Genomic DNA, 18,419 nt, shown 5'->3' on the forward strand with positions numbered 1-18,419 from the left:
CTGGTCCCGGCCGGGCGGCGCCGGTCGGCGTGGCTGCTCGGGCCGGTCGGGGCGATCGCGCTGGCCTGGGCACTGTCGCCGCTGCGCGACTCGCTCGGTCTGTCCGGCGCGTTGCTGTGCCTGCTGCTGGTGGTGGCGGGGACGGCCCGGACGGGTGGCCTGCTCCCGGCGGCGGGCAGTACGGCGGCCGGGGCGCTGGCGGCGGATTTCTTCTTCACCACGCCGTGGCACAGCCTGACGGTGGAGCGGGGCGCGGACGTCGCGGCGCTGGTGGTGTTCCTGGCGGTGGCCGGGGTGATCTCCCATCTGATCGACGGTCTGGCGCGGCGTTCGCAGCAGGCGGGCCGCGCGCGGGCGGAGGCGGCGGTGCTGGCCCGGCTGGCGGGGGAGACGGTGGAGTCCGGGCCGCGGGTCCTGCCCGAACTGGTGGCGGAACTGCGGCAGGTGTTCGGTCTGGAGGGTGCCGCGGTGCTGGTGCGGACGGGCGGGCTCTGGCAGCCGGCGGCCTCGGCCGGGGCGGCGGCGCCGCTGCGGCCCGACGAGGCGTCCTTCTCCGTCGACCTCGGCGAGGACGCGGTGCTGGTCCTGCGCGGCACCCCGCTCACGGAGGAGGACACCCGGCTGCTCGGCCCGTACGTCACGCAGTTGAGGCTGGCCCGGGAGTGGGAGCGGCTGGCCGCGCAGGCGTCGGCGGCGGACGTGCTCGCGCACACCGACGCGCTGCACACCGCGCTGCTGGAGGCGGTCGAGCAGGATCTGCGCGCGCCGCTGGCGGCGGTACGTCGGGAAGCCGAGCGGCTTCCGGACCCGGCCGAGGAGCGGATCGGTGCGGAGGTGGAGCGGATGGAGCGGCTGGTCGCCAACCTGCTGGACCTGAGCCGGCTGCGGGCCGGTGTGATGCCGGTGGTGCTGCGGCCGACTGCGGTGGGCGAGGTGGTCCGGGCGGCTGCGGACGGGGTGGCCGGGGTCCGGATCGACCTGGGATCGGGTCTGCCACGGGTGCTCGTCGATCCCGGGCTGCTGGAGCGGGTGCTGGTGGATGTCCTGACCTATGGGAGGACAGGATCGGGGCCGGTGGTGATCGACGCCGGCCCGGTGGCCGGGCGGGTGGACGTCCGGGTCACCGTGCGCGGTGACGAGGCCGTTGCCCGGGAGGTGCCGGGACTCGCGGTGGCATGCGGCTTCGTGGAGGCGATGAACGGCGAACTGGTCGTCGAGGAGGCGCCGGGTGGCGGCACCGCCTTCGTGATCAGCCTGGCTCGCGCGGTGGGCTGATGTCGTGCCGTCGAACAGGGGGCCCGGCGGTCCGGGGCGTCAGGATCGCGTTGCGATGTCGGGCGATGGCGTCAGGATTCCGTCAAGGCGGAGCGGAGGGGCTGCGGGCGAAAGGTTGGCTGGCATCGAACGAACTCGCGGTGAAGGGGTAGGTCCGACTGTGCGCATGTACTCCGCCCGCCCCGGCAGCCGCCGCTACCGTCCCGTCCTGGACCGCCTGCCGGTCTCGGTGTCCGGCACCGTGGCCCTGGTCGCCGGCGGCGTGCTCGCGCTCGGCCTCGGCCGGCTGGGCGAGCTCCATGCCGGCTGGTTCCCGTACCTCGCGTACATCGGCCTGGCCGCGCTGGCCGGAGGCTTCTCCCGGCCCCTGGCCGCGCCGGTGGTCGGGATGTCCGCCTGGCTGTGCTGCAACGCCTTCGTCGAGCACCGCCATGCCGAACTCGGCTGGTCCGGACCGGGGGTCGAGAGCGGACATTACGCCTTGTTCACCGCTGCCGCCCTGCTGCTTTCACTGCCTGCCGGGCTGCCGCGCAGGGCGATCCGGGTCGAGCGCCTTCCGCTCGGCAACCGACCCGAGCGCCACTTCGGCTGACGCTGCCTCCGCTCCGCCGCCCCCGCTGTCGCTCCGAAGGCGGCGGGCCGCAGTGGTGCCATCCCGGGCCTCGAAGGATTCCTGACGCCTTGCCGGGCGCCACGGTCAGCGGGGAAGGGGTGTGTCGAGCACGTTGCGGATGCGCGTGGCGACGTGCAGATTGAGGCGGGTCTCGACGTTGCCGAGGTCGTGTCCGGTGATCTCGCGGATGCGCTGGAGGCGGTAGCGGACGGTGCTGCGGTGAATGAGGAGCGCCTCGGAGGTCGCGTCGTAGCTGCCGCCGCTCTCCAGATAGTGCGAGAGCGTCGTCACCAGCTCGGTGTGGTGGCGGGCGTCGTAGTGCAGCAGCCGACCCAGCCATTCGTGGACGAAGCGGTCGGCTTCCCGTTCGCCGTCGCCGGTGCCCATCATGCGGCACAGGCCCAGCTCCTCGAAACCGGTACTGCCGTACGGATCCCGGGACCGGCGGCGGACGGTGAGGGCGCGGACGGCCTCGTTGTAGGAGTGCGGCAGATCGGTGAAGACGTCGCAGTGGCCGCCGACCCCGATCGCGCCGGTCGCGGTGCCGAGTTCGTCCGAGACGGCCCGGTGCAGCTCGCGTCCCGGATCGCGCCGGTCCTCACGGGCGATCAGGACAACGGTGGTCTCGCCGCGAGAGCCGCCGAGCACCTCCCACCGCAGCCGCCCGGCCGCGCGCGCCACCGCGTCGCCGAGCGCGGCCCTCTCGGCCGTCCCGGCCCATTCCAGTACGGCGACCCTGTGCCGGCGACGCAGGTCGTGGCCCAGGGACGCCGCCTGGGCGAAGACGTCGTCGGTCGCTTCACCTGAGATCAGCCGGTCGACCAGGTCGCGCCTCAGGTGGGGTTCCAGCTCAGCCAACCTGCGCTCGTGGGAGAGCTGGGGAGCCAGCACCAGAGCGGCCTGCTCGAGCGTCGAGGTGTCCGCTTGCCCCGCCCGCCGGTCCGGATCGACCAGCGCGACCGCGCCGAGCAGGTCCCCGGCCATCTCGATGGGGGCGACCAGCCGGTTCCGGTCCCGTACGGCGCCGGGCCGACGCCGCGCGCGGTCCATCAGGGCGTCCCGGCGCCGGCTCTCCGGCCCCGCGCCCGGTCCGCCGGGGGGCTTTCTCGGGGGTTGGCACCAGCCGGGACCCGCCCAGGCCCGCGGGTTGCCGAAGCGGTCCTCGGTGAGGGCAGCGAATCCCGTGTGGTCGCACAGGACCTGCAGGACTCCTGCCTCGCCCCTGCCGGAGACGGCGGCGCGGGAAAGCGCGTCGTGGACGGCGAGCTGCGAGGCCAGGGCGGAGATGACTGCGCCGAGGCCGGCGGTGGGTGCGCTGCCCCCGGTCACCAGCACGTCCCCTCCGGTCCCCGGTACGCTCTCCGGCCCGGCGTGGTCTGACTCTCCCCGGCGCCCGGTGAGGCGCACGAGGGCGATCCCGGTCTGCTGCGCGAGCAGATCGGTCAGGGCGGTCTCCTCGACGGAGGGAGTGGTCATGGACCGGACGACGAGATAGCCGAGGCAGTGGTCCCGGTACCGCAGCGCGATGGCCCTTTCCCACGGCCCGCCCGGCTCGTGCAGGTGTCGGCTGCGGCCGTCCAGAGCGTCGATCCGCCGGTCGAGCCGGTCAGCGGCCGCCTTCTCGGCAGCGGCTGCTTCCGCTGGGGCTTCGCCGGTGGGGTCCGTTGCCGGCTCCCGCGCCGCCGCGCTCCCCGGCAGGCCCACGGCGGAGGCAGCCGCTCGGCGTGGCGGGCAGCGCCGCGCCAGGCCGTGGTGCACGGCATACGCGGCTTCGGCGGTGAAAGGGCCGGTGGCGACGATCGCCGCCATGGCACCCCACAGCACCTCGCGCTCGTCGTCGCCGTCGAGCATGACCGTCACCAGCCGTAGCAGTGCGTGTCGCGCGGCCCCCGGCTCGGGGAGAATATGCGCGGGTCCGGCGGTCGCAGGGGGAACAGCGTTCATCGCAGCGCCCTTCGCGGCTCGACAGCGGCTTCCCGTCCTCCACGCTACGCCGCTCGGCGCGGGGTCCCACCTGCCGGCTGTGCCGCCTTCCTGTCCTGGCGGACCGGTACGGCGGCGCGGTTTGGCCCTGGCGGGACGAGGAAGCGCGCGGCGTACCGCGCGAGGCTGCGAGAGGTGCGGTCCCGGCAGCCCGCCGGTACGGTCCCGCGTCGCGACGGAGGAGCTTCCCATGGCGAAGGCAGTAGGCATCGACCTCGGTACCACCAACTCCGTCATCGCGGCCTGGGAGGGCGGTGAGCCCTCCGTCGTCCCGAACGCCGAGGGGAACAGGACCACCCCGTCGGTCGTCGCCTTCTCCGAGAGTGGTGACCGGCTGGTCGGGCAGCTCGCGCGCCGGCAGTCGATCCTCAACCCCAAGGGCACCATCACCTCGGCCAAGCGGTTCATCGGCCGTCGCTACGACGAGGTCTCCGACGAGGCCAAGGCGGTCTCCTTCGATGTGGTCGAGGGACCGGGCGGGGTGGCCCGCTTCGAGGTGAACGGCAAGCAGTACGCGCCGGAGGAGATCAGTGCGCAGGTGCTGCGGAAGTTGGCCGACGACGCCGGAAAGGCGCTCGGCGAGCGGGTCACGGAGGCGGTCATCACCGTACCCGCGTACTTCAACGACGCGCAGCGCCAGGCCACCAAGGACGCCGGGAAGATCGCCGGCCTCGACGTCCTGCGGATCATCAACGAGCCGACCGCCGCCGCGCTGGCCTACGGGCTGGACAAGAAGGGCCACGAGACCGTCATGGTCTTCGACCTCGGCGGCGGCACCTTCGACATCAGCATCCTGGACATCGGCGACGGCGTGGTCGAGGTCCGCGCCACCGCGGGCGACTCGCACCTGGGCGGCGACGACTTCGACCGCCGGGTGGTGGACCATCTGGCCGACGGATTCCAGAAGACCGAGGGCATCGACCTGCGCAAGGACCCGCAGGCGCTGCAGCGCCTGTTCGAGGAGGCCGAGAAGGCGAAGACCGAACTGAGCTCGGTCACCCAGACCCAGGTGAGCCTGCCCTTCGTCACGGCGGACGCCTCCGGGCCCAAGCACCTCACCGAGACGCTTCGCCGCTCCACCTTCGAGCAGATCACCGCCGACCTGGTGGAGCGCTGCCTCGACCCGGTCAAGCGGGCGATGAGCGACGCCAGGATCACCGACAACGACATCGACGAGGTCATCCTCGTCGGCGGCTCGACCCGTATCCCCGCCGTGCAGGCGCTGGTACGGCGGCTGACCGGCGGCAAGGACCCGAACATGAGCGTCAACCCGGACGAGGTCGTGGCGCTGGGCGCCGCCACCCAGGCCGGCGTGCTCAAGGGCGAGGTCAAGGACGTCCTGCTGCTGGACGTCACCCCGCTGTCGCTGGGCGTGGAGACCGCGGGCGGCGTCATGACCAAGATCATCGAGCGGAACACGACCATCCCGGCCCGCCGCTCGGAGATCTTCTCCACCGCCGAGGACAACCAGCCGGCCGTGGACATCGTGGTACTCCAGGGCGAACGCGAGATCGCCGCCGACAACCGGGTGCTCGGCCGGTTCCGGCTGGAGAACCTCAGGCCCGCCCGCCGCGGCGAGACCCAGATCGAGGTCACCTTCGACATCGACGCCAACGGCATCCTCAAGGTCAGCGCCAAGGACAAGGACACCGGAGCCGAGCAGGGCATCACCATCAGTGAAGGCTCCAACCTCGACCCGTCCGAGGTCGAGCGGATGATCCGGGAAGCCGAGGCCAACCGCAGCTCCGACCTGGCCATGCGCGAGGCCATCGACGCCCGCAACGAGCTGGACGCCGCCGCCTACCAGGTCGAGCGCCGGCTGCACGAGCTGGAGGACGCCGTACCGGAGCACGAGCGGGCCCGCGCCCGGATGCTCATCGAGGAGGCGCGGGCCGCTGACAAGCAGGACGCGCCGCTGGACCGGGTCCGGGGCCTCCTGTCCGAGCTCCAGCAGATCCACGCGGCGCTGGCCTCCCACGCCGCCGGAGTCGGACAGCCGGGCGGCGAGCCCGGCGCGGGGCCCGGCGGCGGACCTCAGGGCGACGACGACGTCATCGACGCCGACTTCGACAAGAGCTGAGGCGCCGACATGTCGGATCAGGAACAGGGCCGCCGCTCCGTGGCCCGCGATCCCGAGGGCCGGCCCCCGCCCGAGTCCGCGCAGCCGGCCGCGGCCGAACCCCAGGCCCACGACGCCGGGGAAGGGGCACGGATGCCCGATGAGGCGCGACAGGAGCCGCCCGAGGAGCAGGGCGCCCGGATCGCGGAGCTGGAGGACAACTGGCGGCGTGCCCTCGCCGACCTCGACAACCTCCGCAAGCGGTACGCCCGCGAACTCCCCCGAGAGCTGGAGGCCGAGCGGGCCAGGGTGGCCTCCGCATGGCTCCCCGTCGTCGACAACCTCGACCTGGCCCTGGAGCACGCGGACTCGGACTCCGGGGCGATCGTCAGCGGTGTGAAGGCGGTGCGCGACCAGGCCGTCGAGGTGCTGCGAAGCCTCGGTTACCCCCGCTACGAGGAGACCGGCGTCCCCTTCCACCCCGAGCAGCACGAGGTGGTGTCCGTGGTGGATGAGCCGGGCACCGCTCCGGGCACCGTCGTGCGGGTGCTGCGGGCCGGCTACGGCGAAGCCGGCCGCCAACTGCGACCGGCCGCGGTAGTGGTCAGCCGCACGCAGGAGTGAGGCCGCCATGGCAGCCGACTACTACGAGGTGCTGGGCGTCCCCCGCACCGCCGACGCCGCCGAGATCCAGCAGGCGTTCCGTACCCTGGCCCGCCGTTACCACCCGGACGTGAACCGCGATCCGGCGGCCGAGGAGCGCTTCAAGCAGATCAACGAGGCGTACAGCGTGCTGTCCGACCCCGACACCCGGTCCCGCTACGACCGCTTCGGCCCGGACTTCCGGCAGATTCCGGAGGACTACGACGAGCGGGTCGCGGCCGGCCACGGTTTCGGCGGCGGAGCCGGCGCGTACCGCGGCAGTCCCTTCGGGGGCACCCGAGGCGCCGACCGGGCAGGCGCCCGGACCTGGACGCAGACCGACTTCGACACCTCCGGCGTGGACTTCGAGGACCTCTTCGGAGGCATGTTCGGCGGCCGGGCCGGCCGCGCCGGGCGGGGCAGCCCGATCCCCGGCGCGGACCAGGAGGCCGAACTCACGCTCAGCCTGGAGGAGGCGTACCGCGGCGGGAAGCGGAAGATCACCCTGGGCGGCCCCGGCGGGGAGCGCGGCTACGAGGTCAGCATCCCGGCCGGGGTGGTCGACGGGCAGCGCATCCGGCTCGCGGGCGAGGGCGGCCGAGGCCGGGGCCCGGGCTCCTCCGGGGACCTCTACCTCCTGGTCCGCATCGCCCCCCATCCCCGCTACCGGCTCGACGGGCGCGACATCCACGTCGATCTGCCCGTCAGCGCCTGGGAGGCCGCCCTCGGCGCGACGGTGCCGGTCTCCGGTCCGGGCGGGACGGTCAAGGTGCACGTGCCGCCGGGTACCTCCACCGGCCGCCGGTTGCGGCTGCGCGGCGAGGGGATGCCGCATCCCAAGGGTTCCCCCGGTGACCTCTACGCCGAGATCAAGGTGATGGTGCCGCCCTCGCCCGGCCCGCGCGAACGAGAGCTGTTCGAGGAACTGGCCGCCGTCTCCTCCTTCGACCCGAGGAAGCAGACATGAGAGCCGACCACCGTCATCCCGCCGACGGCGCCGGACAGGCCGGCACCGGGGCCGCCTACCCCCTGGTGCGGGTCTACCGGACCAGCCCCTACCAGCTCACCATGGCCGACGTGGCCCTCCACAGCGGACTGCCCCCCGACCTGGTACGCCGCTTCGTGGCCCTCGGGCTGGTGGACACCGAGCGTGACGCCCGGGGCCGGCTGTGGTTCCGGGCCGACGCGCCGTCGGCCATCGCCCGCGTTCAGCGGCTGCGGGCCGGACTGTGCCTCAACTACGCGGCCGTTGGCGTCGTCATGGACCTGCTCGACCGTATCGATCGCCTGGAGACCGCGCTGCGGCGCAGCGAACGAGCCGCCAAGGAGCCCACGACATGGACATGAACCGCCTCACCCAGAAGTCCCAGGAAGCGCTCCAGGCAGCGCAGAGCGTCGCTGTACGGATGGGCCAGACCGAGGTCGACGGGGAGCACCTGCTGCTGGCCCTGCTCGATCAGCAGGACGGCCTGACCACCCGTCTGCTGGCCGACGCCGGCGCCGACCCGGCCGCCCTTCGGGACGGCGTCGAGTCCGATCTCGCCAAGCGCCCGCGCACGACCGGTCCGGGCGCCGCCCCGGGCCGGGTGATGGTGACCCAGCGGCTGGCCCGACTACTCGACACCGCGGAGCAGGAGGCCAAGCGGCTCAAGGACGAGTACGTCTCCACCGAGCACCTGGTGCTGGCCCTTCTGGACGAGGGTCCGACCACCGCGGCCGGCCGGCGGCTCGGCGAACAAGGCGTCAGTAAGGACTCCTTCCTCGCGGCCCTGACCAGGGTGCGCGGGAACCAGCGGGTCACCTCCGCCAATCCTGAGGAAGCATACGAGGCCCTGGAGAAGTACGGGCGCGACCTCGTCGTCGAGGCCCGCGTCGGCCGCCTCGACCCGGTGATCGGCCGGGACGCCGAGATCCGCCGGGTGATCCAGATCCTCAGCCGGAAGACCAAGAACAACCCCGTGCTGATCGGTGAGCCCGGGGTCGGCAAGACCGCCATCGTCGAGGGCCTCGCGCAGCGGATCGTGCGTGGTGACGTGCCCGAAGGGCTGCGGGACAAGACGGTGTTCTCGCTCGACATGAGTTCGCTGGTGGCCGGAGCCAAATACCGCGGTGAGTTCGAGGAGAGGCTGAAGGCCGTACTGGCCGAGGTCAAGGGCGCCGAGGGCCGGATCCTGGTCTTCGTGGACGAGTTGCACACCGTCGTCGGGGCCGGCGCCGCCGAGGGTGCCATGGACGCGGGCAACATGCTCAAGCCGATGCTGGCCCGCGGCGAGCTGCACATGATCGGCGCCACCACGCTGGACGAGTACCGCAAGCACATCGAGTCCGACGCCGCCCTGGAGCGCCGCTTCCAGACCGTGCTGGTGGAGGAGCCGACCGTCGAGGACGCGATCTCCATCCTGCGCGGCATCCGCGAGCGGCTGGAGATCTTCCACGGCGTCAAGATCCAGGACAACGCTCTGGTCGCCGCGGCCACCCTCAGCCACCGGTACATCAGCGACCGCTTCCTCCCGGACAAGGCCATCGACCTGGTCGACGAGGCCTGCGCACGGCTGCGCACCGAGATCGACTCGATGCCCGCAGAACTCGACGAACTCTCCCGCCGGGCCACCCGGTTGGAGATCGAGGAGGCCGCCCTGGACCAGGAGACCGACCCCGCCAGCCGGGCCCGGCTGGAGCACCTGCGCCGTGAACTGGCGGACCTGCGCAGCGAGGTGGACGCCAAACACGCCCAGTGGGAGGCCGAGCGCCAGGCCATCCGCAAGGTCCAGGAACTGCGCAAGGAACTGGAAGCCGCCCGGCAGGAGGCCGAGCAGGCCGAGCGCGCCTACGATCTCAACCGGGCCGCCCAGCTCCGCTACGGAACCGTCGCCGAACTGGAGCGCCGCCTGGGCGCCGAGGAGGAACAACTCGCCAGCAAACAGGGCGAGAGCCGGCTGCTGCGCGAGGTGGTCACCGCCGACGAGATCGCCGAGATCGTCTCCGCGTGGACCGGCATCCCCGTCACCCGTCTCCAGGAGGGCGAGCGCCAGAAGCTGCTCAGGCTGGACGAGATCCTGCGCGAGCGGGTGGTCGGGCAGGACGAGGCCGTCCAGCTCGTCGCCGACGCGGTGATCCGGGCCCGCTCCGGAGTGCGCGACCCGCGCCGGCCGATCGGCTCCTTCATCTTCCTCGGCCCCACCGGCGTGGGCAAGACCGAGCTGGCCAAGACCCTGGCCGCCGCGCTGTTCGACAGCGAGACCAACCTGATCCGCCTCGACATGAGCGAGTACCAGGAGCGGCACACCGTCAGCCGGCTGGTCGGCGCGCCCCCCGGATATGTCGGCTACGACGAGGGCGGCCAGCTCACCGAGGCAGTGCGCCGCAAGCCGTACGCGGTCGTCCTGTTCGACGAGATCGAGAAGGCGCACGCCGACGTCTTCAACACGCTGCTCCAGGTACTGGACGACGGCCGGATCACCGACTCCCAGGGCCGTACCGTCGACTTCCGCAACACCGTCGTCATCATGACCTCCAACCTGGGCTCCCAGTACCTCCTCCAGGAGGCCACCCAGGCCGGCGAGATCAAGCCCGAAGCGCGGGCGCTGGTGATGGCCGAGCTCAACGGCCACTTCCGTCCCGAGTTCCTCAACCGCGTCGACGACATCGTCCTCTTCCACCCGCTCGGCATCGCACAGATCGAGCGCATCGTCGACCTGCTCCTCGAAGAGCTCCGCGACCGCCTCTCCGAGCAGCGCATCACCCTCGTCCTCACCGAGCCGGCCCGCCGACTGATCGCGGGCGAGGGCTACGACCCGGTCTACGGGGCCAGGCCGCTGCGCCGCTTCATCTCGCACGAGGTCGAGACCAGGATCGGCCGCGCGCTGCTCAGTGGTGAGGCACGCGAAGGCGTGACCATCCTGGTCGACGCCGAGGGCGACGAACTGACCGTCACCCTCCAGGACGAACCGCAGGAGCCGTGATGAGTACTCCTCCAGAAGGCCGCGCCGGCCGCAGCGGCGGCACCGGCGCCGCCGAGCCCTCGGTGTGGACGGTCGCCTGCGTCAACTGCGGCCGGACCAACCGCGTACCCGCCGCGGCGGCGGGCAGCCCACGCTGCGGCAACTGCCGGGCCCCGCTGCCGTGGATCGCCGAAGCGGACGATGCCGACTTCGGGGAGGTCGCCGGGCAGGCGGACCTGCCCGTGCTCGTCGACCTCTGGGCCACCTGGTGCGGCCCCTGCCGCATGGTGAGCCCCGCCCTCGAACAGGTCGCCAAGGACCTGGCCGGCCGGATCAAGCTCGTGAAGGTCGACATCGACACGTCGCCCAACCTGGCGCGGCGCTTCGAAGTCCAAGCCGTACCCACCCTGCTGATCCTCGACCACGGCCGGCCCGTCGCCCGCCAGACCGGCGCCGCACCCGCGAACGCGCTGCGCCAATGGGTGGACGAGTCACTGTCGGCCTCCCACGGACCAGCCGATCCCACCTCGGGGAGGCCGCGATGACCACTCTGCCCGACCCGCACCTGTCCATGGTCCGGCCCGTCACGCCCAGAACACCGCAGGGCTGCGAGGACTGCCTGCGACTGGGGGCTCCGTGGGTGCATCTGCGCCTGTGCCTGACGTGTGGCCACGTCGGCTGCTGCGACTCCTCGCCGATGCGGCACGCCCGTGCTCACGCGGCGAGCGACGGGCACCCGGTTGTGCGGTCGTTCGAGCCCGGTGAGGACTGGCGGTGGTGTTTCGCGCACGAGGCGATGGTCTGAGCCCGGCGGGCTCACCCGGCCGCGCTTCTTGCGGCGTTGTTGCCTCTGCGTGTGCCTCCGCCGCTGTTTCCACCGTTGTTTCCACGGCTGTTTCCGCCGAGAGGAGTGAACCGTGACCGCCGCCCATGCCTCGGACGTCGCCGACGTCCATGGCGCCTATCCGCGGCTGACGGACGACCAGATCGCGATCCTGAGAACCTGCGGACAGGTACGGCCGGTCCGCGAGGGGGAACAGCTCTTCCGGGCGGGCGAACCCAGTGAGGAGTTCTTTGTCGTCCTCAGGGGCACGGTGGCCGTGGTCGAAGGCCACGGCGACCAGGAGCGCGTCGTCCAGTTGCACCCTCCGCGCAGCTTCCTCGGCGAACTCGGCCTACTGGAAGGCCAGAGCGCCTTCCTCAGTGCGGTGGTGCGCAAACCCGGCGAGGTGCTGGCAGTCGGTTCGGCCGCTCTGCGCGACCTGCTCAGCGGTGAGCCCGCGCTCGGCGACGTGATACTGCGGGCCTACCTGCTGCGCCGTACGATGCTGGCCGGCGCGGGCACGGGCTTCCGTATCATCGGCTCCGCCTTCTCTCCCGACACCCGGCGGCTGCTGGAGTTCGCCGCCCGCAACCGCCTCCCGCACCGCTGGGCCGATCTGGAGAAGGACACCGAGGCTGAGGCACTGCTGACGCGTCTTGGTGTCGCTCCGCAGGAAACCCCGGTCGTCGTCTGGCACGACTACCGGGTACTGCGCAATCCTTCCAACGTCGAACTCGCCCAGGTGATCGGGCTGCGGACCGAGACCGCCGCAAAGTCCGTCTGCGACCTGATGGTGGTCGGCGCGGGACCCGGGGGCTTGGCCGCCGCGGTGTACGGAGCCTCCGAGGGGCTCTCCACGGTCGTCCTGGAGGCAGTGGCGACCGGAGGCCAGGCCGGTACATCCTCCCGGATCGAGAACTACCTCGGCTTCCCCGCCGGGATCTCCGGCATGGAGCTCGCCGAACGCGCCGTCGTGCAGGCCAACCGGTTCGGCGCCCGGATCTCCGTCCCCGCCGAGGCCATCGGCCTGGAACAGCGCGACGGGACCAACGTGGTGCGCCTCACCGACGGCAGCACGGTCGCCGCCAAGAACGTGGTGGTGGCCACCGGCGCCCGCTACCGGCGGCTGACCGCCCCCGGCGTCGAACGTTTCGAGGGGCTCGGCGTCCACTACGCCGCCACCCTCTGGGAGGCACGGAGCTGCCGTCTCGACCCGGTGGCCGTCGTCGGCGGCGGCAACTCCGCCGGTCAGGCAGCCCTGTTCATGGCGCGTGAGTCGCCCGGCGTCCATCTGCTGGTCCGAGGCGGGGACCTCGACCACAGCATGTCCCGCTACCTGATCGACCGGATCGAGCGGCACCCCCGGATCCATGTCCAGCTGCATAGCGAGGTCCGGGAGGTCACCGGCGAGGACCGGGTCGAATCCGTCGTCGTCGAGGACAACCGCACCCGCGAGCAGCAGGTACTGGCAGCCCGTGCCCTGTTCGTCTTCATCGGCGCGCGCCCCGGAACGTCCTGGCTCGCCGACGCCGTCACCCTGGACCCGCGCGGCTTCATTCCGACCGGGCAGGACGTGGTCCATCTGACAGCGGACCTCTGGAAGCCGCTCGCCCGCGACCCGCTCGCACTGGAGACCGGTCTGCCGGGAGTCTTCGCCGTCGGCGACGTCCGCAGCGGCTCGGTCAAGCGGGTGGCCTCCGCGGTCGGCGAGGGGGCCATGGCCGTCCGCCTGGCGCACGAGCACCTCGGGGAGGTGGGACCACCCTCTGTCCGATGACCTCAGCCCACCGACCTCAGCCCACCGACCCCAGCCCATTCACCGCCGCGAAAGGTGAAATGCCATGCCCGTCATGGGAGTTCCCAAGTTCGAACGCTTCTTCCGCGCAGCCGCCGGCCTCGACGTCAACAAGAACGACCTCAAGCGCTACAACGACTTCGTGGACGCCAAGCTCTACGACCTCTTCCTCATCGGCACGGCCGCCGCCAAGGCCAACGGCCGGGACATCATCAAGCCACCGGACCTCCCGGTCACCAAAGGTCTGCAAGAGAGCATCCACGCCTTCAAGAAGCTGGAGGAGGGCATCGAACTGCGCCCGCTGCTCGACCAGCTCGCCGCCCGCCCCACCCTCGGCATGGACGCGGCCGAGGACACCCAGCAGATGCTGCCCGACCTGGCCGGCGGCCTCAGCGTCGCCCTCGCCCGCGCCCTCAAAACCATTGCCCGCGACACCCGCCGACCGTCCACGGCCCAGTGGGACGAGGCGTTCGAACTCTTCGATCTGCTGATCTGAGCGCGGGCATCCAACCACCCGTCGGCCGGTGCCACCCAGGAGACGTGGTCACCCCGCCCGATGTCGACCCGGCGGGCGCCCAGGCCCGGCCAGCGGGCCACGTCGTTTGGGGAGGCCGAGTTCGGCGGTGCGTTTGCGGAGCTGACCGAGGACCCACTGGGGTCGCAGGGGCGAGCCGTCCGGTCGGGTGAAGACGAGGCCTTCGAACCGGCCGTCGGGGCGCGTGGCCCTCTGGAGTGCGGCCCGCGGTTGCGTCCGCCACCTGGCTCCAGTCGCGGTCGGTGATGACGGCGACCGGCGGGAGGAAGCTGCCCCGGTGCGCGGGATCGCCCCAGGACCGAACCCATGGGGCGGGACAGGGACTGCGGCCGCCTCAGCGCGCCGCGAAGCGGGCCATTCGCGCCACGCCGGTTTCCTCGTGGTCCTGTCGGCGGGGGTCACGTCAGCAGCGCGCGGCGGACGGCGGTCGGGGCCTGGCCGCGCCAGCGGTGGACGGCGCGGCGCAGCGCGCGGACGTCGCTGTACCCGACCTTGGCGGCGACCGACTGCAGGCTGAGGTCGGTGTCCTGGAACAGCCGCATGGCGCGCTGCTCCCTGACCGACTACGCGGAGGTAGGCCCGCGCACCCGCCTCCAGGAAGAAGGCGTCCCCGGTGCCCCACAGCACCAGCGCGGGCGGCTGGTGCTGCCGCAGCCACCGCTGCCAGTCGGGGTACAGGTCGACGTCGGAGTGGTAGTCGAGGGCGAGCGCGACCTGCGCCTCCTTGCGCCCCGGCAGGTCGAGGAAGTGCTGGTCGAGGGTCCAGCCGTCGGGGGCGACCAGTGCGGGATCCGTGGTGCCGCCCTCGTACTGGCCTGGTCGAAGAGGGCGAGCAGGCCGTGGGCGAGGAAGAGCGCGGGCGGGGTGATGCCGGTGTTGATCAGCAGGATCACGATGGACACCAGGTCGTCCTCGTCGAGCGGTTCCTCGCCCTCGCGGGTGCCGTGGACGAGGGCGGAGATCAGGTCCTCGGTGGGTTCGGCGCGGCGGCGGCCGATCAGCCCCTTGACGTAGTCGACGATGCCGACCAGGCCGTCCACCACCCCGCTGCCGTCGCCGTAGGCGAGGTCGCGGATCCAGTCGCAGACCCGGGTCCGGTCCTCGGCCTCCACTCCGACCACCTCGCAGATCACGCGGGTGCTGAGCGGGTAGGCGAACGCGGCCAACAGGTCGGCCGGCCGGTCGCGGTCGGCGAGTTCGGCGAGCAGCTCGGCGGCGGTGCGTTCGACGAACTCGCGCAGGGCGGCGATCCGCCGGGCGGTGAAGGCGCGGGTGAGCGGGGCCCGGCGGCGGGCGTGCTCCTCGCCGTCGAACAGGGCGAGGTGGCCGGAGAGGTACTTGGCGTATTCGGCGGGGAAGGCGTCGAAGGCGGCGGCGAGCAGTTCGTCCTGCGGGTCGCTCTCGGCCCGGACGGTGGCGATGCTCGTGCGGTCCCGGATCAGGCGCGGTTCGGTGAGCGCGGCCTTGACGTCGGCGTAGCGGGTGACCAGCCGGACCGGGGTCTCCAGTCCGGGCAGCACGACCTGGGGCAGCTCGGCCTGCTCGCGGAAGGCGGCGTAGGCGCCGACCGGGTCCTGGACCTGCTCGGGGGTCAGGTGCAGGGGGGTGGTGGTCATGACGGGCCTCTTTCCGGTGGGTGGGGGCTTCCTTCTCAGGGCGGCCTCGGTGGCTCCCCCCGGTGGTCATGAGTGTGCGGGGGCGCGCTCTCAGCACGGTTTCAGAGCGGTTTCAGGGCCGGCGGGCCACCTGGCCGGCCGGCTGGCCAGGTATGAATTGAACGCGTTCAATTAGTCGGCTAGGCTCGAAGCGGAAAGTGAGGGGGAACTTATGAAGATCGTCATCCCCGGCGGCTCCGGCGCGCTCGGCAGCCTGCTCGACCGCAGCCTGAGGGCAGCCGGCCACCAGGTCGTGGTGCTCAGCCGACGGCCCGCCGGGCCCCGCCAGGTCGGCTGGGACGGCCGCGGCCAGGGGGCCTGGACAGCGGAGATCGACGGCAGCGACATCGTCGTCAACCTCGCCGGGCGCAGCGTCAACTGCCGCTACACCGCGGAGAACCAGCGGGCCATGATGGACTCCCGGGTGCACTCCGCCCGGGCGGTCGGCCAGGCGATCGCCGCCGCCCGCAGACCGCCCGCCGTCTGGCTGCAGATGAGCACCGCCACCGTCTACGCCCACCGGCACGACGCGCCCAACGACGAACTGGACGGCCGGATCGGCGGCGACGAGCCCGACGCCCCGGCCGCCTGGCGGTACAGCGTCGACATCGCCCGGGCCTGGGAGCGCGCCCAGGCGGACGCCGACACCCCGCACACCCGCCGCCTGGCGCTGCGCACCGCCGTCGTCCTCGGCCCCGAACGCGGCGGCGCCCTCGACTCGCTGTCCTGGCTGGCCCGGCTCGGTGTCGGCGGGCCGATCGCGGGCGGCGCGCAGTACGTGTCCTGGATCCACGAGCGGGACTTCGCCCGCGCCGTCGAGTTCCTGATCGAGCACGACGAGCTGAGCGGCCCGGTCAACCTCGCGGCCCCGAACCCGCTGCCGCAACGGGAGTTCATGCGTGACCTGCGGGCGTGCTGGGGCATGCCGCTGGCCCTGCCCGCGACCCGCTGGATGGCCGAGCTGGGGGCGTTCGCGCTCCGCTCGGAGAGCGAGCTGCTGCTGAAGAGCCGCCGGGTCGTGCCCGGCCGGCTGCGGGCGGCGGGCTTCGCCTTCGAGCACCCGGACTGGCCGGCGGCGGCGCGTGACCTGGTGCGCAGGCTGCGCGGGCGGTAGCGCCCGTACGGGCCCGGCGCCCGTACGGGCCTGGCGCTCGCCCCGGCCCGGCGCGTGGCCGGGCCGAGGGGTCGTCACGGGGCTGTCACAGCTGGGCGCCGGAGCTTGCCCGGGCCGGAGCCGGGACGGGAGGGTGGGGGCGGTCTCGGGGGAGGGGGTTCGAGGATGCGCACGGTGCGGTTGGCGTCACTGCAGCTGCGGAGCGATCGGGCCGGCGTCGGCTTCGTGACGGCGGCCGGTACCGGGTTCGCCCTGGCCGGCACCGAGGCCGTCCACCCTCTGGGAGCCTTCCTGATCGCGCTCACGGTGGCCGCCGCGGCGCTGTTCGCGACGCCGTACACCTTCTGGCTGCGGGCGGACGAGCAGGGCGTCACCCTGGTCCGGTACCTGCTGCCGCGCCGCTTCGCCTGGTCCGAACTCCACGGCCTGGCGATGGAGTTCGGCGAGGAGGTGGAGAGCGGCCGCCACCACCTCACCTTGCGGCTGTGGCTGGCTGATCCGCCGGGGCGAGTCTGCGGGCCGCTCCTGGGCAAGGTCACGGTCACCGACGAGGACACGCCGGCGGGGGTCCCGCCTCGGTCCATGGCGGAGCTGTTCGCGCTCTTCGGGGAGCGCGGACTGCCCGTCGAGGAGGCGGAGTTCGCCAACGAGGTGCTCCGGGTGCGCGGCCTCCCGCCGCTGCGACCGCTGCCGGGGTGGGTCGCGCCCGCCGAGGGCGCGCCCGCACCCGAGCGGGCCTACGCGGACGCGCCGGGCATCGAGGAGGAGGCGCGCCGGGTCGAGGCGCTGCGGACGGGTGCCGAGCGGCGGGCCCGGCTACGGCGCGAGTACCTGCTGCGCCACGCCGCGCTGAGCGACCGGGTGTTCCTGCGGGACGGCGACGGCCTGGCGCTGGCGATCGCCCTGCGGGCGGCGGGGCAGCTGGTCGAGCACGACCGGATCACGGTGGAGGGCGACCAGCGCCACTACGTGCGCCGGCAGTACCTGAACTGGCGCGCCCTCAACCCGTAGCGGGCGCCGGGGCCGGCAGGTGTGCCGAAGGGCGATCGCCGTCACAGCGGCACGCAAGCTGCCACCGGGATCGCATCGGCGGCGCGGCAGCCGGGAAGGTACGAGCGTCCCCTGCCTCCGCCTGCCACCACTGCCAGCGCAACGCGGAGACCTCCGAGCGCCGCGACGACCGGGGCCCACGCCCTCCCCAGGCCGGCCCCCTGGGCCTGGCAGATGACCTGGCCCGGCTTCAACGGCGTCGACGACACCCCCGACGAACCCTTCGCCGCTCCCGGCCGCCGCCCGACCTTCGTCGCCGCCGGCCACTTCATCCCGCTGCGGTCCTGACCGAGCCCTGTCGCCGCAGGTCAGGATGGTCTGGCAGCTCAGTGGGCAGCAGGAGTGACATCCACGGGAGGCAGTAGCAGCAGGTGGTCCAGCACCCGGCCGAACACCAGCCGCCCGGCCGACGCCAGCAGCGGGTCGAACAGCCGGGGCAGGCCGGTGATCCGCAGCTCCTCGGCCCAGACCACCGCACTGCCCGCGCCGACCGGGCGGACCGTCAGTTCGGCGCCGCCGCGCACCACCCGGCCGCGCTTGGCCAGTCGGCACCGGGTGGGGGCGGCCAGCTCGATCAGCTCCATCGGGTCGTCGAAGCGCAGCGGCCCGAGGGCCGTGCGGGCCAGGATGACGTCCCCCTGTTGCCGCCCGGTGCCCCGCACCACGGTCACCCGGGTGAACGGCACCCGGTCGCCGTGCCGGGGCCAGGCGGTGAGCCGGGCCCAGCAGTCGGCGGGCGGCAGCGGGGTGCGGCGGGTCAGGACGAAACGGGCCATGCCGCGCAGCCTAACCGCGGGGCCGCGATGCCCCCAGCAGCGGTGCCAGCGCGGCGGGGACGGCGCGTCGTGGACGGCGTCGGCCCGCGCGCACCACCAGGGGCGGCCGGCCGGGTTCCTTCGGTGCGGATCGAGCACGGCCCGGGCAAGACCGGCGC

Annotated in this window: 17 protein-coding genes; 13 read left to right on the plus strand and 4 right to left on the minus strand. The window is 72.9% G+C overall.

What is annotated here, in order from left to right:
- Together BG452_RS13745 and BG452_RS13750 are read left to right on the plus strand one after the other, a co-directional pair.
- Positions 1 to 1,275, plus strand: a 1,275-nt coding sequence (locus BG452_RS13745) for a DUF4118 domain-containing protein (RefSeq protein ID WP_188304559.1), incomplete at its 5' end; no start/stop codon positions are given.
- A 160-nt stretch (positions 1,276 to 1,435) separates the two neighbouring features.
- On the plus strand, positions 1,436 to 1,867 hold the full coding sequence (locus BG452_RS13750; protein ID WP_188304560.1) for a hypothetical protein: 432 nt from the start codon (positions 1,436 to 1,438) through the stop codon (positions 1,865 to 1,867).
- Positions 1,868 to 1,972: 105 nt separating this feature from the next.
- Here BG452_RS13750 and BG452_RS13755 read toward each other — a convergent pair whose 3' ends face one another.
- Complete coding sequence (locus BG452_RS13755; protein WP_188304561.1) at positions 1,973 to 3,739, minus strand: helix-turn-helix domain-containing protein; 1,767 nt, start codon at positions 3,737 to 3,739, stop codon at positions 1,973 to 1,975.
- 322 nt (positions 3,740 to 4,061) lie between these two features.
- Here BG452_RS13755 and dnaK point away from each other — a divergent pair, with 322 nt between their 5' ends.
- The 9 genes from dnaK to BG452_RS13800 all read left to right on the plus strand — a co-directional run bounded on the left by dnaK (position 4,062) and on the right by BG452_RS13800 (position 13,627).
- Positions 4,062 to 5,951: a molecular chaperone DnaK gene (gene dnaK, locus BG452_RS13760; RefSeq protein ID WP_188304562.1), complete on the plus strand. Its 1,890-nt coding sequence runs from the start codon at positions 4,062 to 4,064 to the stop codon at positions 5,949 to 5,951.
- 9 nt (positions 5,952 to 5,960) lie between these two features.
- Entirely contained in the window at positions 5,961 to 6,554 is a 594-nt protein-coding gene (locus BG452_RS13765) for a nucleotide exchange factor GrpE (protein WP_188304563.1), read from the plus strand.
- A 7-nt stretch (positions 6,555 to 6,561) separates the two neighbouring features.
- Positions 6,562 to 7,539, plus strand: a complete 978-nt coding sequence (locus BG452_RS13770) for a DnaJ C-terminal domain-containing protein (RefSeq protein WP_188304564.1) — start codon at positions 6,562 to 6,564, stop codon at positions 7,537 to 7,539.
- Positions 7,536 to 7,919: a chaperone modulator CbpM gene (locus BG452_RS13775; protein ID WP_188304565.1), complete on the plus strand. Its 384-nt coding sequence runs from the start codon at positions 7,536 to 7,538 to the stop codon at positions 7,917 to 7,919. The genes BG452_RS13770 and BG452_RS13775 overlap by 4 nt, the downstream gene beginning before the upstream one ends.
- Complete coding sequence (clpB, locus tag BG452_RS13780) at positions 7,910 to 10,534, plus strand: ATP-dependent chaperone ClpB (RefSeq protein WP_188304566.1); 2,625 nt, start codon at positions 7,910 to 7,912, stop codon at positions 10,532 to 10,534. The genes BG452_RS13775 and clpB overlap by 10 nt, the downstream gene beginning before the upstream one ends.
- Positions 10,534 to 11,058 carry a thioredoxin gene (gene trxA, locus BG452_RS13785; protein ID WP_188304567.1) on the plus strand — a complete coding sequence of 175 codons (525 nt, stop codon included), beginning with the start codon at positions 10,534 to 10,536 and terminating at the stop codon, positions 11,056 to 11,058. Before clpB ends, trxA begins: the two co-directional genes overlap by 1 nt.
- Positions 11,055 to 11,318, plus strand: a complete 264-nt coding sequence (locus tag BG452_RS13790) for a UBP-type zinc finger domain-containing protein (RefSeq protein WP_188304568.1) — start codon at positions 11,055 to 11,057, stop codon at positions 11,316 to 11,318. The genes trxA and BG452_RS13790 overlap by 4 nt, the downstream gene beginning before the upstream one ends.
- A 112-nt stretch (positions 11,319 to 11,430) precedes the next feature.
- Entirely contained in the window at positions 11,431 to 13,113 is a 1,683-nt protein-coding gene (locus BG452_RS13795; RefSeq protein WP_188304569.1) for an FAD-dependent oxidoreductase, read from the plus strand.
- A gap of 73 nt (positions 13,114 to 13,186) precedes the next feature.
- A complete protein-coding gene (locus tag BG452_RS13800) occupies positions 13,187 to 13,627 on the plus strand; it encodes a DUF1931 family protein (RefSeq protein WP_223242179.1) in 441 nt (146 codons plus the stop codon).
- A 437-nt stretch (positions 13,628 to 14,064) separates the two neighbouring features.
- Here the strand turns inward: BG452_RS13800 and BG452_RS13805 are convergent, their stop codons facing one another.
- Together BG452_RS13805 and BG452_RS13810 are read right to left on the minus strand one after the other, a co-directional pair.
- On the minus strand, positions 14,065 to 14,208 hold the full coding sequence (locus BG452_RS13805) for a helix-turn-helix domain-containing protein (RefSeq protein WP_188304571.1): 144 nt from the start codon (positions 14,206 to 14,208) through the stop codon (positions 14,065 to 14,067).
- A gap of 21 nt (positions 14,209 to 14,229) precedes the next feature.
- Positions 14,230 to 15,282, minus strand: coding sequence for a cytochrome P450 (locus tag BG452_RS13810; protein ID WP_223242180.1), 1,053 nt, complete (start codon positions 15,280 to 15,282; stop codon positions 14,230 to 14,232).
- A gap of 211 nt (positions 15,283 to 15,493) precedes the next feature.
- Between BG452_RS13810 and BG452_RS13815 the strand changes: the two genes are divergently transcribed.
- Both BG452_RS13815 and BG452_RS13820 read left to right on the plus strand, forming a co-directional pair.
- Positions 15,494 to 16,435 carry a TIGR01777 family oxidoreductase gene (locus BG452_RS13815; protein ID WP_188304572.1) on the plus strand — a complete coding sequence of 314 codons (942 nt, stop codon included), beginning with the start codon at positions 15,494 to 15,496 and terminating at the stop codon, positions 16,433 to 16,435.
- 180 nt (positions 16,436 to 16,615) lie between these two features.
- Positions 16,616 to 17,446: a hypothetical protein gene (locus BG452_RS13820; RefSeq protein WP_188304573.1), complete on the plus strand. Its 831-nt coding sequence runs from the start codon at positions 16,616 to 16,618 to the stop codon at positions 17,444 to 17,446.
- Positions 17,447 to 17,811: 365 nt separating this feature from the next.
- On the opposite strand, the gene BG452_RS13825 is transcribed toward BG452_RS13820, so the two are convergent.
- The coding region (locus tag BG452_RS13825; RefSeq protein WP_317621028.1) for an SRPBCC family protein at positions 17,812 to 18,419 on the minus strand (608 nt) is incomplete at its 5' end.

Source organism: Streptomyces sp. CBMA123, from assembly GCF_014596465.1.
Taxonomy (GTDB): domain Bacteria; phylum Actinomycetota; class Actinomycetes; order Streptomycetales; family Streptomycetaceae; genus Kitasatospora.